18 protein-coding genes are annotated in these 17,076 nt (G+C 36.9%); 15 read left to right on the top strand and 3 right to left on the bottom strand.

The window, feature by feature from the left end; all coding sequences use genetic code 11:
• Positions 1–4: 4 nt before the first annotated feature.
• Positions 5–430, top strand: a complete 426-nt coding sequence (locus H7A25_10635) for a PilZ domain-containing protein (protein MCP5500350.1) — start codon at positions 5–7, stop codon at positions 428–430.
• Here the strand turns inward: H7A25_10635 and H7A25_10640 are convergent.
• A complete protein-coding gene (locus tag H7A25_10640) occupies positions 427–1,062 on the bottom strand; it encodes a hypothetical protein (protein ID MCP5500351.1) in 636 nt (211 codons plus the stop codon). The two genes, H7A25_10635 and H7A25_10640, sit on opposite strands and share 4 nt — an antisense overlap.
• Positions 1,063–1,189: 127 nt before the next feature.
• Between H7A25_10640 and H7A25_10645 the strand changes: the two genes are divergently transcribed.
• The 4 genes from H7A25_10645 (at position 1,190) to H7A25_10660 (ending at position 3,166) form a co-directional block, all read left to right on the top strand.
• Positions 1,190–1,618: a Spy/CpxP family protein refolding chaperone gene (locus tag H7A25_10645; protein MCP5500352.1), complete on the top strand. Its 429-nt coding sequence runs from the start codon at positions 1,190–1,192 to the stop codon at positions 1,616–1,618.
• The gene (locus H7A25_10650; protein ID MCP5500353.1) at positions 1,596–2,135 is read left to right on the top strand and encodes an RNA polymerase sigma factor; all 540 of its coding nucleotides are present in this window, start codon (positions 1,596–1,598) and stop codon (positions 2,133–2,135) included. The genes H7A25_10645 and H7A25_10650 overlap by 23 nt, the downstream gene beginning before the upstream one ends.
• Positions 2,132–2,434 (top strand): hypothetical protein, encoded by a 303-nt coding sequence (locus H7A25_10655; GenBank protein MCP5500354.1) that lies wholly within the window; start codon positions 2,132–2,134, stop codon positions 2,432–2,434. The genes H7A25_10650 and H7A25_10655 overlap by 4 nt, the downstream gene beginning before the upstream one ends.
• Positions 2,435–2,509: 75 nt before the next feature.
• A complete protein-coding gene (locus H7A25_10660) occupies positions 2,510–3,166 on the top strand; it encodes a hypothetical protein (protein ID MCP5500355.1) in 657 nt (218 codons plus the stop codon).
• Here the strand turns inward: H7A25_10660 and H7A25_10665 are convergent.
• The gene (locus H7A25_10665; GenBank protein ID MCP5500356.1) at positions 3,163–3,912 is read right to left on the bottom strand and encodes a hypothetical protein; all 750 of its coding nucleotides are present in this window, start codon (positions 3,910–3,912) and stop codon (positions 3,163–3,165) included. The two genes, H7A25_10660 and H7A25_10665, sit on opposite strands and share 4 nt — an antisense overlap.
• A 100-nt stretch (positions 3,913–4,012) precedes the next feature.
• Here H7A25_10665 and H7A25_10670 point away from each other — a divergent pair, with 100 nt between their 5' ends.
• Positions 4,013–4,873 (top strand): SDR family oxidoreductase, encoded by an 861-nt coding sequence (locus H7A25_10670; GenBank protein MCP5500357.1) that lies wholly within the window; start codon positions 4,013–4,015, stop codon positions 4,871–4,873.
• On the opposite strand, the gene H7A25_10675 is transcribed toward H7A25_10670, so the two are convergent.
• Positions 4,868–5,011, bottom strand: coding sequence for a hypothetical protein (locus H7A25_10675; GenBank protein ID MCP5500358.1), 144 nt, complete (start codon positions 5,009–5,011; stop codon positions 4,868–4,870). The two genes, H7A25_10670 and H7A25_10675, sit on opposite strands and share 6 nt — an antisense overlap.
• A 135-nt stretch (positions 5,012–5,146) precedes the next feature.
• Here H7A25_10675 and flgG point away from each other — a divergent pair, with 135 nt between their 5' ends.
• The 9 genes from flgG (at position 5,147) to H7A25_10720 (ending at position 17,062) form a co-directional block, all read left to right on the top strand.
• Positions 5,147–5,944: a flagellar basal-body rod protein FlgG gene (gene flgG / locus H7A25_10680; protein ID MCP5500359.1), complete on the top strand. Its 798-nt coding sequence runs from the start codon at positions 5,147–5,149 to the stop codon at positions 5,942–5,944.
• A 36-nt stretch (positions 5,945–5,980) separates the two neighbouring features.
• Complete coding sequence (locus H7A25_10685; protein ID MCP5500360.1) at positions 5,981–6,904, top strand: flagella basal body P-ring formation protein FlgA; 924 nt, start codon at positions 5,981–5,983, stop codon at positions 6,902–6,904.
• A gap of 113 nt (positions 6,905–7,017) precedes the next feature.
• A complete protein-coding gene (locus H7A25_10690) occupies positions 7,018–9,381 on the top strand; it encodes an MCP four helix bundle domain-containing protein (protein MCP5500361.1) in 2,364 nt (787 codons plus the stop codon).
• A complete protein-coding gene (locus tag H7A25_10695; GenBank protein MCP5500362.1) occupies positions 9,374–11,737 on the top strand; it encodes an MCP four helix bundle domain-containing protein in 2,364 nt (787 codons plus the stop codon). The genes H7A25_10690 and H7A25_10695 overlap by 8 nt, the downstream gene beginning before the upstream one ends.
• The gene (locus H7A25_10700) at positions 11,715–11,879 is read left to right on the top strand and encodes a hypothetical protein (protein ID MCP5500363.1); all 165 of its coding nucleotides are present in this window, start codon (positions 11,715–11,717) and stop codon (positions 11,877–11,879) included. Before H7A25_10695 ends, H7A25_10700 begins: the two co-directional genes overlap by 23 nt.
• Positions 11,880–11,926: 47 nt before the next feature.
• Positions 11,927–13,729 (top strand): MCP four helix bundle domain-containing protein, encoded by a 1,803-nt coding sequence (locus tag H7A25_10705; protein MCP5500364.1) that lies wholly within the window; start codon positions 11,927–11,929, stop codon positions 13,727–13,729.
• Positions 13,730–13,800: 71 nt separating this feature from the next.
• Positions 13,801–14,106 carry a hypothetical protein gene (locus H7A25_10710; GenBank protein ID MCP5500365.1) on the top strand — a complete coding sequence of 102 codons (306 nt, stop codon included), beginning with the start codon at positions 13,801–13,803 and terminating at the stop codon, positions 14,104–14,106.
• A 2-nt stretch (positions 14,107–14,108) separates the two neighbouring features.
• Positions 14,109–16,610 (top strand): chemotaxis protein CheA, encoded by a 2,502-nt coding sequence (locus H7A25_10715; protein ID MCP5500366.1) that lies wholly within the window; start codon positions 14,109–14,111, stop codon positions 16,608–16,610.
• 14 nt (positions 16,611–16,624) lie between these two features.
• Complete coding sequence (locus H7A25_10720; protein MCP5500367.1) at positions 16,625–17,062, top strand: chemotaxis protein CheW; 438 nt, start codon at positions 16,625–16,627, stop codon at positions 17,060–17,062.
• Positions 17,063–17,076 lie beyond the last annotated feature (14 nt).

A 17,076-nucleotide genomic window follows, 5' to 3' on the forward strand; every position in this document is an offset into this window, starting at 1 on the left:
TATAATGGCTGAAATTAAAGAAGTTTTTGAAAAGAAATACAATGTCTTTGATCCAAAAAAACAGAGAAGAAAAGAATCAAGAGTAAGAGTAGAAGCCCAGTGCAATGTGTTTATTAGTGCCAGTAAAAACCGAAGTGGCATTGAGGCAACCATTGTTGAACTCAGCCTCGGAGGCATAAAATTCCAATCGAACACTCCCTTTTATGCCGGTGACCAGGTCGATGTTCATTTCCCTCTGAATAAGGAATTTATAAAACTCAAAGGAACTATCATCCGGGTCTCTTCCAAAAATGCCATAATGAAAATTCAAAACCTGGGAGAGGAAGAGAAAATGATTATTCAGAATTTTATCTATAATTATTATAATTCTCCCCCTGACACCCAGAAAAAAACAGTCAAGTCAAACCAGACCGTTCAAAAGGAACCTTAGAAATTAGTTCGTTTTCTCTCTTTTTCCTCTTTCAACTTCTCATGTTTTCTGAGTTGAAAGGTCAGGTTTAAAGCAGTATTATGCAAATTGTTATAAACTATTTTGAAAACCTTTTTCTTTGTATTCGGAAAATAGTCCTTCACAGTCGATACATCAATACTTTCTGAGGTTTTTACAGTTATTACCGCAGACTCAAGGTCTTTCGGATCAAACTCCAATATATTATGAGTATAATTATGCTCATTATAAGAAGGAATTTTCTGTGTTACAAGTTTTACTTTCTTAATGGCCAGATTATCAAAACTGATACGGGTGTATTTAAAAATATTCACTTTTTCAAGGCTATTATAATTAGAAGTTGTTGCATCTTCTAAAAAAACTTCCTCTTTTACTGAAGGATCAAAATCCAATAACTTCTGATGAATTTCCTCTATCTCTTTCACCTTGTTGTCTATATCAGCTTTTAGTTCGTCGAGATTTTTCTCTCTCTCTTTTTCTGCTTCTTTCTTTATGGAATCCCCTCCTCCTGCTTTTGCAGGTTCAGCTTTTTTAGGTTCTTCCGGTTTATCCTGAGAAAAAAGGCCTATGATACTAAAAATAAGGGTAAAGCTAAGAAATAAAATTTTTTTCATAATTGTCTCCGTTGTTTTTTTATGCACTTTTTCCACTCTGTTTCGTATATCAAATATTATTTTTCCGACTAAAAAAATGGAACCTGGGAGCAAAGTTCAGGTCATATAAAACAAATCAGGAGGAAACATGAAAAAACTACTTAGCTTCTTACTTGCTATCGGACTTGTTTTAAGCCTCAGCCATTGCCGGCACAGAAAGCATGATCCCGAAAAGTTTGCCAACCACATTGTAAAGAAAATATCAGGAGAACTGGACCTGAATGATGCACAAAAAAAACATCTCGAAAGCATCAAAACAGAATTTCTCCAAAAACGAAAAGATAAAAAAGCAGAGAAAGAAGAAGTCCATAAACTCGTAATGGCCGAATTAAAAAAGGATTCCATTGACAAAGCGAAAGTAAATGAGATTTTTGCTAAAACAGATAAAGGAAGAAATGAAATGAGAGAATATTTTACAGACAAGTTAATCGAATTTCATAAAACTTTGAGTCCGGAACAGAAGAAAAAACTGGTGGAACTCGCAGAGAAAATGTATGCAAGGAGGTGGGGGCATTAAGCCTCCCCTTTTTTCTATGGCCTACTCCCAAAATTTCGAAGAGATTGTTGAAGAGACTAAGAAATATGTTCTTTCTGCAATTCGAACCTACATTCAAGTTGAATACCTGGACTACATAGATGATATAGCCCAGGAAACCTATCTCAGAGCTTATAAAGCTTTAATGCAGGGAAAATTTAAAGAAGAATCAAAACTCTCCACCTGGATTTATTCTATTGCAAAAAATGAAACGATTCGTTTAAATCAGAAAATGAATAGGGAATTTAAAAAAACGGAACGTTTAAAAGAAGAAGTAAGAGAAGAAATCGAAGAAAATTATTCCACATTTTCGTTATTAGGTTTAAAGAGTATATGGAAGGAAGTTCCGATTAAGTATCGAGAAGTTCTTTCCTTATCATATAAAGGGAAAACAGAAAAGGAGATTGCCGGAACCTTATCCATACAAAAAGGAACCGTAAAATCCAGAATGCACAGGGGAAAAGAAATTTTACAAAGATTATTGGGGAGGTCAAAATGAACGAGAACGATTTACAACAAGCCATTGAAGAGAAACTGCAAAGTCAAAATTGGAGTAAAAATATGGCTAATAAAGTACAGCAAAAAAGAAGGCAAAAGCAGACCTTTCAATTATCTATTGCTGCTCTCAGCCTATTCCTAACAGCCTTTTTAGCTTTCTCATTTTATCTCGACACAGAAAACAATGATTCCATGCAAAGAAAAACAGATATGGTTCTTGAATCTTTTTTTATAGGAGGTTCCTATTTCGGAAACATTGATCTTATCAGTATGCAGGAAGACTCTTTTTTTGATCCCTGATTTTTCTGAACCTTTTTTAGAATTTGATTCGGGATACAGTGGACATAGGAAACCAGATGCAAAACCTTGTTTTGCATGAAAAAGTTTCTCTTTTGTAGCTTTTTATTTCTAATCAGTCTCAGTAACTGTTTTGAATATGAAGAATCCCTTTATTTTATAAGAGGCTTTAGCGGCTATGTCCAGATTTCCTATAAAGTGCCTCTTCAAAAGAAAAAAGAGGAGTCGCTGATTCGCTTTCTTCCTATTCAGGAAGAAGAAATTAATAAACGTATCAATAAAGGATTATTTTCCAATAATCTTAAAATTCGAAATTACAAAATTGAAATCTTACCGGCTTCAGACAATGATCCAATTTTTGGAGATAGAAAAAAAGCAAAGGTAGTCTACAAAATTGATTTTAAAGAAATATCTCAGTTAGATGGTGTAATTCTTGGTTCCCTTTTTGTTACACGCAAGGACAAAACCCTTTCTGTTAGAAGAGAATTCAAATCTCTAAGAAAATCACAGGAAGAAAGAGTTATCTCTCCCGGAGAAAAAAAGATCCACAATGAAACCTTGAAGTACCTCGGGGAAGGTTATGTTCGCTTCAATGTTTATTTTCCAGTGGGCTCTCGTTGTGAAACAACAAAGAGCTTTTGTAGAGAAGGACAACTCAGTTATATTTTTTCTTTATCCGATACACTGGAAAAACCCGGGCTTCATTCCTGGTTTTACAAAATAAGCTTACCCTAAAATAGTAAGCCATTCTCTTCAAGGGCTTTAGAAAATTGTAAAAAACCCGCTCTATCATTTTCTTCAAGGTAATAGTGCAATTCCTCTTCGAGATACACACGACTGAGTTCCGGGGGAAATCGAGTCTCTTTTAGTATAATTTTATTTAGTTGCGAAAGTCCATATTTTAGAGAATCCATAAATAGGGAATCCGGCATTGAGAGTTTTTTAGGATAAGCCCAGAATGCAAAACAAAAGCCCTTACCGGTCAAGCGAAACCACCATTCAGCCAGATCGATACAGATAAAGCCGGGAGCTTCGGACATAAATAAAGCATGGTCTCCAAATAACATATGTGAACCTTCCCTCCTCTGTATCTTCATCATAATTTCAGAAGCAGGCATAGGAACCGTTTCTACCCGTTTCCCGGTTTCCATAAGAACTAAGAGAGTAATTAGAGCCACACTGGTTCTGGAACCCGAATCCACATAAATCTTTTCGGGAGGGTATATTTCTTCGGGATTCTTATAAAAAAGAATGGATCGTACCTTATTCCTGGAACAAACTCCAACCTCAGAACAATAGGATAACTCGTTTTTATGTCTCAGGCATTCTACTGACGAAATCAGGGCCGTATCCAGCTCTCCATTTAGTAGTAAATCTTTTAAAACCGAAGGATTATCATAAACCAGCTCATGTTCCCCACTTTCTTCAAAGCCGAAAGTCAGGGGCCTGGCATTGAAATGTTTCACCAGCCCAATTTTCATACTCACTCCAAAAAAATAAATTGACTAAGTTTCCAAAAAACTTCTACTCTTTTTTAGAAAAACAATTTTTCTAAAAAGATAAGAACAAGGAATCGGAATTATGAAAGATAGTTATATTCTGGTAACGGGTGCATCCGGAAATGTAGGTTTTGAGGTTTGTAAACAGTTAGTCCAAAAAAGAGTTAAGGTTCGGGCCTGTACGCGTAACCCTATGACCCTGCAATCACGAAAACGAATCTCCGGTCTGGAATGGACTGAGTTTTCTTACGAAAGAAGAGACACCTTTAACAATGCCTTATCAGATGTAGAAAAACTTTTTTTAGTTGCCCCTCCCGCAAATAGCTTTTCTGACAGAATTGTTATTCCATTTATTCAGGAAGCAATTACAAGAGGTATTAATCATATCATTTTCCTTTCAGCAATGGGAGTGGAAAACTCAGAAGAGGCTCCTTTGCGAAAAATAGAAGTTTATATAGAAAATAGCGGAGTGGACTATACGTTTTTGAGAGCGAACTGGTTTATGCAAAATTTTAATACAATGTTTTTAGAATCCATCCGTTCCGGACTCCTGCATCTTCCGGTCGGAGACGGTCAAACCAGTTTTGTGGATGTCAGAGACATTGCCAACGTGACCATGCACAGTTTTTTAGATGAGGGTCATAGAAAAAAAGCCTATACCCTGACAGGACCCGAGGCCCTGGCCTATCCGGATGCCATAGACAGAATCTCTAAAGAAATAGGGAAAGAAATCCATTTCGATGCTGTGGATCCCACAATAGCAAGGAGAGAAATGCTACAAAACGGTTTGCCCGATTCATCAGTAAACTTCCTTCTACAACTTTATGAAACCGTCCGAATAAATCTAACCGCGCCCGTTTCAGAAGACATTAGAAGTGTCCTGGGCACTACAGCTTCAAGCTTTGAGCAATATGTCAAAGACTATAGAACCAGCTGGTTATAACAGGCATTCTTTAATTTTTTCTGTGAGCTTTGCTTCCATCTTTTGAATCGTTTCTTTTTCTTTTCTCAGAAGCAAAGCCTCCTCCTGAAGCTTTAAAATCTCGGTATTTAACTCGTCCTCGTTAAAAATTTCGCTCATCTTCTATTTATCTCCTAATACGAATAGACTCAATAGAGCGGGAAAATCTTTACATCTGCCTTTCTATTATTTTTTTAAATTTCCATTTCAGCTTTTATCAGAATAGCCGATTCTTCTTTTAGAGGTAAAGGTTTTATGATGCGTTCACTCTGGACGGCTGCTACAGGCATGACCGCTCAACAATTTCATATAGATACAATTTCAAACAATCTGGCAAACGTCAACACAACAGGCTTCAAGAAAAATCGCGCTGATTTTGAAGATCTGGTGTACCAGCACCAGGTACTGGCAGGCACACCGGCAACGGCAGTCAGTGAAATTCCCACAGGAGTGAATGTCGGACACGGAGTTCGGGCTGCCGCTTCTCAAAAATTGTTTGAGATCGGTTCTTTCCAATCAACAGGTAACAAGTTAGATATAGCAGTTACCAGTGAAATCGGTTTTTTTAAAATACAATTACCCGATGGAACCTTTTCTTACACTCGTGACGGTTCGTTTAAGATCGATTCCAATCAGCAGGTCGTTACTTCCAACGGATACCTATTAGAACCTCCTATTGTTCTTCCCGAAGGTGCTCTTATCAATACTTTACAGGTAACCGAACAGGGAGAAGTGACTGTAAAAGTAAATAATGACATTCGCCCTACTGTAATCGGTCAGATAGAACTTTACCGTTTTGTAAACCCGGCAGGTCTTCAGGCTATAGGAAAAAACCTGTTTAAAGAGACCATGGCTTCCGGTCCCGAGATTCCGGGAACCCCCAGCCTCGATGGAATGGGTGGGCTTCTTCAGGGTTTTTTAGAAATGAGTAACGTAAAAGTCGTGGAAGAAATGGTGAATATGATTGTCGCCCAGAGAGCCTATGAATCCAATTCCAAGGCAATCCAGACTTCCGATAACATGTTAGGAACAGCTATCCAGCTCAAAAGATAGATTCCTAGTTTATTTATAGCCGGGTTTTATGCCTGTATGTTCTACCTCAAGAAACCTTTAAAAATCCGGCTCCTTCTCCTACTTTTCCTAAACCTTCCCCTTTATTCCACAGAAATCATAGCCCTAAAAACAAAAGTCTTTATCTCTCGAAATGCTGTCTATTTACGAGATGTGGCTAAGATTCGAAATACCACAAAAGACAAAGCCCTATTCAAAACCCCGGATACCCCGGTTTTTCTAACAAAAGAAGATTTACTGGCCACCTACCCGGAGGATGAACAAAAAAACCTACAAATAGCCGGTTCAAGCTGCTTACTAATACCTTTGAATCGCAATTTTACAGCAAATGAATTAGAAAATTCCTTAAAAGCTGAAATAATAAAAAGAAATGACATAAATCATGAGAATATTAAAGTAAAATCAGCAAAAAACGACTTGCTTTTACCCGGAAAAGGTATAGAGTACCGCTGGGCAAATTTCCCAGATAAAATTGCTGCTGGTTATAGAATCTTTTCTTTAAACCTTTTTTTTGAAGGAAGGAAAATACATTCAGAAAGAATTAAGTTTGAAGTATCTGTTAAACAAACTCTTCCTGTAAGTACTCGAACGATTAGCAAAGGAGAAGAATTAAAATTAGGAGAAAATTACATTATCCAGGATATTTTTTCTGCAGATACACATTCAAAAAAGTACTTGCAAAATACATTGAATAGGTATATTACAATACGTCAAATTCCGGAGCATTCCATAATTGAGGGTAAATATCTTCGCAAAACTTATCTTGTCGAAAATGGAAAAGATACCGAATTTTTATATAAGCATAAAGGAATTAGAATCATAGGAAAAGCGAGAGCCTACTCTTCCGGAAATCAGGGAGAAAGAGTAAAACTCAGATTAAAAAATGGGAAAAAGTTCTTATGGGGAAGAGTTTTTGATAAAAACAAAGTTGAACTTGAGTAAACAACAGGCGAACGAGCCACATTATATCTGGCTTAATTTACAAGCCGTCAGAAATCCAGATATTTCCCGGAAAGGTAAAGGTCTTTTATAATGTATACAAATTGGAGTGTGAAATGCTTAAAAATTTAAGGATAGGACTCAGACTAAATATAGGATACATCAGTATGATCCTATTAGCTATCGCCATTGTTATCTACGTGATTTTGGAATTTAACAAATTGAGTCATATAAATACCCTCGTAGCCAAAGACCGTATTCCTAAAGTTGCGAAAGCCAACCATATCATCGATAACAACAACCTGGTGTATAAAAATGCTTTATATATATATATAAATACTAATAAAACAAAGCAAAAGGAATTCAAGGAAGAAATATTAAAGCTCAGAGAAAGTATCACGACCGATGTAAAGTACCTTGAAGATAGCATTACTACCGAAGAAGGAAAGAAACTATTATCCGATTTGAATGCAAATAGAGCCAGATTTCTTCAAGTTCTGGATGAGTTCATTCGGATTATAATAGACAAAGAAGATAAAGATGCAGCAAACAAATTATTATTTGAAACAGTTCAACCTCATCAGCTGAGTTTTTTAAACTCCATTGAAAGTTTAATCAACTACCAAACAAAACTGGCAGAAAACGACTCGGTACAATCAGAAAGTCAGGTAAAAACAGCCAGAAATATTTTAATGATTATAAGCTTAATTTTTCTAATTGTAGCCTTTACGATTAGCTTTCTAACTACCCATTCAATTACAAATCCCCTGCAAGAAATTGTAAGATCTCTTAACCGTGTTGAAAATGAAGGTGACTTTTCAGTCCAGGTGAATCTCAACAGCAAGGATGAAGTCGGACAGGTAGGAGATGCCTTAAATTCCCTTCTTCTAATATTTCAGAATATGCTAAAAGACACAGAAACTCTTATAAAAGCTGCTGTTGAAGGAAAACTGGCTACAAGGGCCGATGCAAACAGGTATAAAGGAGACTTTAAAAAAATTGTAGGCGGTGTTAACCAGACTCTTGATGCGGTGATTATTCCTTTAAACGTAGCCGCCGACTATGTGGACAACATATCCAGAGGGAATATGCCTCCTGAAATCATTGATGAGTATAAAGGAGATTTCAATAAAATCAAAAAGAATCTGAATAGTATGATAGGAAACCTCAGTGGTTTTGTGGGAGATATTCAAAAAATGCAGGAAATCCATGATGCAGGGGATATAGACTATAAAGCTCCCACTGACAAATACCGGGGCTTCTACAAAGACATGGTGAACCAGGTTAACAATCTGGCACATTCCCATATTACTTTAGAACGGCAGATCATTGAATATGTGGCTACCTATTCGAGAGGTGACTTTTCCAAAGTCATGGATAAACTTCCCGGTAAGAAAATCTTCATCAATAATGCTCTCGATGCTCTCAGAAACAATATGAAGACTCTGAATGAAGAAATCCAAAAAATCTACAATTCTGCTTCTGTAGGTGAACTCTCCTTTAGAGGCGATACCAAACGCTTTGATTTCGATTTCTACAGCAATATGGTGGGAAGCGTCAACATTCTTCTTGACTCTGTTGTTAATCCACTCAATGAGACCATTCAGGTTGTAAACTCCATGGCTGCCGGTAATCTGAATAAAAAGGTCAATGGGGACTATAAGGGAGCTTATCTCAAACTCAAAGATTCGGTGAATGCTACCATTTCTAAAATCTCTGAAATCGTTATTGAACTTACCAAAGCGTCTAAAGAACTCAATCAGAACTCAAATAAACTCAGTGATGTGGCACATAAACTCAGTTCCGGTGCTACAGAACAGGCCGCCAGCGTGGAAGAATCTTCTGCTTCTATGGAAGAAATCACCGCTACCATCGCCCAGAATAATGATAATGCGAAAGTTACTAACTCAATTTCAGCCAAAGCATCCTCCAAGGCTGAAGATGGAGGTAAAGCTGTTCTCGACACTCTCGATGCTATGAAAAACATCGTGAAAAAAATACACATCATCGAAGAGATTGCTTCTCAAACCAATCTGCTCGCTGTCAACGCTTCTATTGAAGCCGCAAGAGCCGGTGAGCACGGACTCGGTTTCTCTGTTGTCGCTACTGAAGTTCATAAACTCGCTGAAGGCAGTAAACTTGCCGCCAAGGAAATCTCTGAACTTGCAGCTAACAGTCTTACCGTTGCAGAAGAGGCCGGTAACCTCATTCAGGACATCATCCCTGATATCAAGAAAACCGCAGATCTCGTTCAAGAAATCTCGGCTGCCTCGGAAGAACAAAAAGCAGGCATGGAACAAATTAACGCTGCCATGAGTCAGCTCAGCAGTGTTACCCAATCGAATTCCGAAGAAGCAGAAAATCTCGCCGCTACTTCAGAAATTCTCAAACGTCAATCGGTTAGTCTGAGTGAAACTATTTCCTACTTCAAGTTACAGGGACAGGAAACTTCAAAAAATCAAGGAGTAAAAAATGCTTAAGAATTTAAAAATCGGAGCCAGACTCAATCTGGGTTATTTAACCATGATTGTCCTTACTGTTTTATTAGTAGTTTATGTTTTGTTTAAATTAAACGACTTAAATCAACTCATAAACCTCGTATCGAAAGATAGGATTCCCAAAATGGATAGGGTAAGTATCATGTCGGATAATCTCAACCAGATAGCCAGATCTCTTCGTAACCTCCTTTTGTTCCAAACAAAAAAAGAAATATTAGAAGAAAAGGAACTTATCTTAAAAACCAGGACAAAGGTCGGAGAAGATGCTGATTACCTGAAAACGGTTGTAAAGTCAGAGAAAGGTAAACAACTTCTTGGAAATGTCTTAACCCAGAGAGAAAAGTTTATTAGCTACCTGGATAAGTACATGGAATTGATTATTGAAAAAGAAGATAAAGAAGCAGCTTCCAAACTTCTTTTTGGAGAATTACGACCTGTCCAGCTCGACTTAATCAATTCCCTGGCTGATCTTTATAAGTTCCAGGTAGGTCTCACAGCCAATAGTGCAACCGAATCAGAACAGATGGTATCGAATTCTAGAAACATTCTGATTGCTTTAACCCTGACTTTTTTAATTCTTGCTTTTGCAATTAGCTTCTTCACTTCCAAATCGATTACGGCACCCTTACAGGAAGTGGTGAATACATTAAATATAGTCGAAAACAATGGAGACTTTTCTGTCCAGGTAAAACTTGAAAGTAAGGATGAAGTTGGAAAAGTAGGAGATGCTTTAAATTCCCTTCTTTTAATATTTCAGAATATGCTAAAAGACACAGAAACCCTGATTCGTGCAGCTATCGATGGAAAACTGGCTACGAGGGCAGACGCAAACAGGTATAAAGGAGACTTCCGGAAAATCGTAGATGGAGTCAATCAGACCCTTGATGCAGTGATTAATCCTTTAAACGTAGCAGCCGACTATGTGGACAACATATCCAGGGGAAACATGCCTCCTAAGATTACCGATAATTACAATGGAGACTTTAATGTTATTAAGGAAAACCTGAATAGCATGATAGGAAACCTCAGTGGTTTTGTGGGAGATATTCAAAAAATGCAGGAAATCCACGATGCAGGAGACATTGACTACAAAGCTCCAGCTGACAAATACCAGGGCTTCTACAAAGATATGGTGAACCAGGTTAACAATCTGGCACATTCCCATATTACTTTAAAACGACAGATCATTGAATATGTTTCTACCTATTCGAGAGGTGACTTTTCCAAAGTCATGGATAAACTTCCCGGTAAGAAAATCTTCATCAATAATGCTCTCGATGCTCTCAGAAGCAATATGAAGACTCTCAATGAAGAAATGCAAAAAATCTACAATTCCGCTTCTGTAGGTGAACTCTCTGTCAGAGGAGATACCAAACGCTTCGACTTCGATTTCTACAGCAATATGGTGGGAAGTGTCAACATTCTTCTGGATTCCGTTGTCAACCCTCTCAACGAAACCATTCAGGTCGTCAACTCTATGTCTGCCGGAAACCTCAATAAAAAGGTCAACGGAGACTATAAGGGTGCTTATCTCAAACTCAAAGATTCGGTGAATGCTACCATTGTAAAAATCTCCGAAATTGTTATTGAGCTTACCAAAGCTTCCAAAGAACTCAACCAGAACTCCAATAAACTCAGCGATGTGGCTCATAAACTCAGTTCAGGGGCTACAGAACAGGCTGCCAGTGTAGAAGAATCTTCTGCTTCCATGGAAGAAATCACGGCTACTATCGCCCAGAATAATGATAATGCGAAAGTTACCAATTCCATCTCTGCCAAGGCTTCTTCTAAAGCGGAAGATGGAGGCAAGGCAGTTCTCGACACTCTCGATGCCATGAAAAACATCGTGAAGAAAATCCACATCATCGAAGAAATTGCCTCTCAAACCAATCTGCTCGCGGTTAACGCTTCTATTGAAGCTGCAAGGGCCGGAGAGCACGGACTCGGTTTCTCCGTTGTGGCTACCGAAGTTCGTAAACTCGCTGAAGGCAGTAAGCTTGCCGCCAAGGAAATCTCCGAACTCGCGGCTAACAGTCTTACCGTCGCAGAAGAAGCCGGTAATCTCATTCAGGACATCATCCCTGATATCAAGAAAACGGCAGATCTCGTTCAGGAAATCTCGGCTGCCTCGGAAGAACAAAAAGCAGGCATGGAACAAATTAACGCTGCCATGAGTCAGCTCAGCAGTGTTACCCAATCGAATTCCGAAGAAGCAGAAAATCTCGCCGCTACTTCAGAAATTCTCAAACGTCAATCGGTTAGTTTGAGTGAAACTATTTCTTACTTCAAGTTGCAGGGACATCTTGAAGATGAAAATGAAGAAGAAAACAATGAATGAAATGCTTGTTGAAAAAATAAAGAGTTACACCAGTCACTGTATTTTCTCAGAAAACTCAGGAGGTTTTTTCAATCGTAGGCGAGCCACCGGTGGCTCGCTGGCTTCTTTAAAACAAAAGGTTCCACTGGAAAAAGTAAATTGACTGCTTTCGTATATTCAAAAGAACTGTACTGCTAAAAAGGTGATTAAATGAATTTCATAAAAAGATACAAACGTAAATTGCATTCCCTGAGTATAGCAAAAAAACTTAAATTAGGTTTTAGTGTATTAGTTTTTTTAACTTTATTGCTTGGAGTAATAAATGTTGTGCAAATGTTTAGCCTTGCAGGCTTAACCGAAAAATTGTATAAACATCCTTATACTGTAGGTAGATCCATTCGAGATGCAAAAATCAACATAATAGCGATCAATCGTTCCATGAAAGATGTTGCTCTGGCACAAAACAATAAAGAAGTAGAAGATGCCGTTCAGAAAATAAATACTTATGAAAAAGAAGCTTTTTTAGCTTTTGATATTGTGCTTGAAAGGTTTTTAGGTGATAAAACAGAGATAGAGGAAACAAAGAAATTATTTGCTTCCTGGAAACCTATACGAGATGATATCATCGAGCTTTCCAAAAAAGGTAAAAGAAAAGAAGCCGCCAATAAAGTTAAGGTCCAGGGAACAAAATTCGTTGGGGAACTTACTATTAGAATTGATAAAGTAATCAGTTTTGCGAAAAATAAAGGTGACACGTTTTATTCGAACGCTCAAACTACTAAGATAGTTATTATTATGATAACGATTATTTTAATCATTATCATTACCCTGACTTCCCTCAAAGTTAGTTCCCTGATATCCGATTCTATCATGTCCCCCTTATCCCTTCTGCTTCAAACCATTAATAATGTAGAAAAGAAAGGTGATTTCTCTTCACAGGTAAGAAATATTGGAGTCGATGAGATAGGAAAAGTAGGACAGGCCTTAAATAATATGCTTAAGGTTTTCCGAAAAATGAGTGAAGACATTGAACATCTCCTGGATTCTGCAAAAGCAGGAACTCTTTCCGTTCGAGCTAATGAAGAAGAATACACCGGTGATTTTCGCAAAATTATTGAAGGAATTAACTCTACCTTAGATAGCATCGTATTCCCTATCAACGAATCTATAAAGTCTATTAATGCATTAGCCAAAGGAAATCTTGATAGAAAAATTGAAGGTGAATTCAATGGTTCTTTTAGAGAACTTCAAACTTCCATAAATACCACTATCGATCAACTTTCTGGAACTATACAGACCATCAGCAAAAGTTCGAAAGATTTATACGAATACTCTAACAAATTAAATAGCGTTGCAAGTGCTTTAAGCTCAGGCTCAACCGAACAGGCAGCCAGTGTCGAAGAATCTTCTGCATCTATGGAAGAAATTACAGCTACAATTGTTCAAAACAGTGAGAATGCAAAAGTAACAAATAGATTGTCTTCTAATGTTTCCAAAAGGGCTGAAGAAGGTGGAAAAGCAGTAACCAACACCCTTGAGGCAATGAAATCCATAGTAAAAAAAATCCAGGTTATCGAAGAAATTGCTTCGCAAACAAATCTTCTGGCTGTAAATGCCTCTATTGAAGCTGCCAGAGCAGCTGATCACGGATTGGGTTTTTCGGTTGTAGCTACCGAAGTCAGAAGGCTTGCAGAAAGTAGTAAATTAGCAGCCCGTGAAATTGTAGAATTAGCTGCAGCGAGTTTGGAGGTAGCAGAAACAGCCGGAAATCTGATAAATGCAATTATTCCGGACATACAAAAAACTGCTGATTTAATACAGGAGATATCCTCAGCTTCTGAAGAACAAAAAGCAGGGATGGAACAAATTAATGCTGCTATGAATCAATTAAGTAACGTAACTACAAGTAACTCGGAAGAGGCAGAGAAAGTATCATCAACATCGGAAATTTTACAGGAACAAGCACAAAAGTTACAAGAAGTAATCTCATTTTTTAAGATCAATCGATTATGAATAGAAAAGTTATGAAAGCATAAAAAAGCAATTGAATTATTTAAAAAGGAATATTATCTTAGGGGTATACTATGAATGTTTTTCAAAAAGCCGGAACCATAAATGTTTTTCTGGATGAATCAGATTTCGAAAATACAAATGATAGATTTGTATCATCCCTTATAGAGCTTATATCTCTTTCAGAGAACAAAGAAATTCGGTATAAGTTGAAAAATATAGTGGATATCCCCCTTGATAAACTTGGTATATTACTTTCATTTTCTCAAAACCTGAGAAAGAAAAATGCGACTATCTCCATGCAGGTGAATGAAAAACTGGAAACCGCGCTCTCAGAACTCGGTGTCGGAGATTTATTAGATTCTATAGATAGGGAATAATTATGTTACCTGATTATGAAAAATTAATAGCTGATTTTGTAGTCGAAGCTGAAGAGCTTTTAAATACAGCCGAGACCGCCATTCTGGATCTGGAAAACAATTATGAACCCGAAAAAGTTCACCTTGTATTTCGGGCCATACACACACTAAAGGGCAATTCTGGAATGTTTGATTTTCAAAATGTAAAAGAATTATCCCACCGTTCGGAAAATTTACTGGATCTAATACGCTCCGAAAAAATAAGCCTGAACAAAGATATTATTGATTTATTATTAAAAACCATTGATAAACTTAAAGTTATTTTTAATAATATCAAGCAAGAAAAGAATTTCGATGTTTCAGAGTTAGTCCATGAACTCGAAGCAATAATCAATCAGCAACTCTTACCGAATACTCCCTCTGAACCAAAAATTGTAGATATAGAAGACAATGATATAAATTCTAATTCAGATTATTATTCAAATTATATAGAGATTGCAAAAGACAGAAACCTGAATCTATTTCACGTTGAACTAAATCTTACCGAACAAATAGGAATCGGTCTAATAGACTTTATTTCCGCTCTCCAAAGCCTTGATGAAAATATCTTACAAAAGAAAGTTATATCTGAAAGTCTAAAGCCTATTGAAGAAGGGAAAGATTATTATTGTTTATATTCTATATTGCTTTTGTCTAATAAAGACCCCATTAATCTACTTGCAGAAAAAGGAATCAAAGCTTCTTTTATTGAAATTATTCATAAAACAGAATCTTTTGAAATCGCAAAAGAGCAGGACACAAATCAGGAAAAACCTTTAAATAAAGTAACACAGAATGCATTCGATGCTTTTACGAATCTTCAAAAAGAAAATTCGCAAGAGTCTTATTTAAAAGTAAAAATCCATCTCTTAGATGATTTAATTAATCTTGTAGGAGAAACCATTATTACCCGCAATCAACTTTTGCAAAGAGCTGCGATTATAAATGACTCAGAAGGAAGTGTGATTCTTTCGAGGATGAGCCAACTCATCACCCAACTTCATGAGAAAATCATGAGAACCAGGTTGCAGGAATTAAACACTGTCTATCAGAGAATTACCCGAATAGTTCGCGATACCGCTAAAAATCTGGATAAGAAAGTAAGTCTGGATCTGGATGGTGGAGAAGTCGAATTAGATAAAACCATGATTGATACCATTCTGGATGCACTTGTCCACATTTTGCGTAACTCTATCGATCACGGAATAGAAAGTCCGGAAGAGAGATTACAAAAAGGCAAAAAAGAAACCGGAATTATTGCCATTTCAGCATCCCTACAAAGTGGCAATGTTCGACTCGAAATTGAAGACGATGGTAGAGGCCTGAACCTTGCAAAAATAAAAGAATCCTCTGTCAAGAAAGGTCTTATCTCCAGGGAAGAAGCAGATAAGCTCACAAAAGAAGAAATTGAAGAGCTTATATTTATGCCGGGTATCAGCACTAAAAGCAAAGTTACAGAAACCTCCGGTCGCGGAGTGGGAATGGATGTAGTACGAAGTAGTTTTAAAAATATTGGAGGAACCGTCCATTTAAAAAGTGAAGAAGGTAAAGGTGTTAAGATTACAGCGGTGATTCCCCAGACAGTTTCTGTGATTTCCTGTTTGCTCATCTCTGTAATGGAAAAGAAATATGCACTATTTCAAAAATATATCTCTGAACTTATTAAATTCGATCCATCGCTTTACACAACTGTCAATGGACACAGTATGTATCGCTTAAGAGATAAACTCTTACCAATCGTACATTTAGGAAACCTGTTATATCCGGATAGAGAAAGCAAATCTCAACCAAGTTACATTGTTGTTGTAAAATCAGATAATTACTTTTTTGGACTTCTTTTTGATGAAATGCTCGGAACAGAAGAAATTGTAATTAAACCACTGGGAGAACACTTTAGCGATTTAAAACTGTTTTCAGGTGCTACCATTATGGGAGATGGTGAAGCTGTGCTAATTCTTGATGTTCCCGGAATGGCTGATTTCTACGGTATGCAAAGCAGTATGCAGGATAAAGAAAAGAAAGAAGAACTCAGGGAAGAACTCAAAGTTAAAAGCGGTTATTTATTATTTGAGAGTTCAGGTCAATACTTTGCTACTCTCTCTTCATCAGTTGTGGTTATTGAAAAAATCAAATCTAATAGTATCGAAACCTTATCCGGTATTGATATTATCCAATACAAAAATGACATTGTTCCTGTTATACGATTGGAAGATATTTACAATATACAACAGAAAGAATTAGAAACCAACGAACTGTATGTCATCATAACCTCTATAGGCAAACGAAATATTGGCATCATTATTCATAGGATTATTGATGTTATAGGAGATATAAATTATATTGAATCTTCCGGAAGTTTTGAAGGAGTTGCTATCATTGGAGAAGCCCTTATCGATGGCCATACGACTCTTGTTATTGATTCGGTAGATCTTCTTTCAAAACTCAACAAAGAAAGATTTCATTATATAGGGAAAATTTTCGCATAAAGAAGGCAATTACAGTGGAAGCAAAAAATGATAAACTACAAATTTTAACCTGGGTTATCGATGGCCAGTTATACGGTGCTGATATTCGTTTTTGTTTTGAAGTACAAAATTCAATCCAAATAGTAGATGTTCCCCATTCTAAAGAGTATATTGCCGGAATTGTAAACCTCAGAGGAGATGTTGTAACCGTTTTGGATCTCCTTGTTTTAATGGGACAAAAAGAAAAAGCTTTCAATGGACGATCTGTTATTATTCGTTTGAAAATGAATGAAAAACAGGTAGCCATCAAAGCGGAGAGCATATCTGAAGTTATAGAAATTTCGCACTCAAGCCTCGAACCGGCAAGCCAACATTTAAGTGGAAAGGAACTAAATTACATTCCTCATATCGCTTACACAAATTTAGGCTTGATATTATTGCTTAATGTGGAAGAGCTATTTATTGTAAAATAATCGGGAGGGGATAG

This window comes from Leptospiraceae bacterium (assembly GCA_024233835.1).
Taxonomy (GTDB): Bacteria; Spirochaetota; Leptospiria; order Leptospirales; family Leptospiraceae; genus JACKPC01.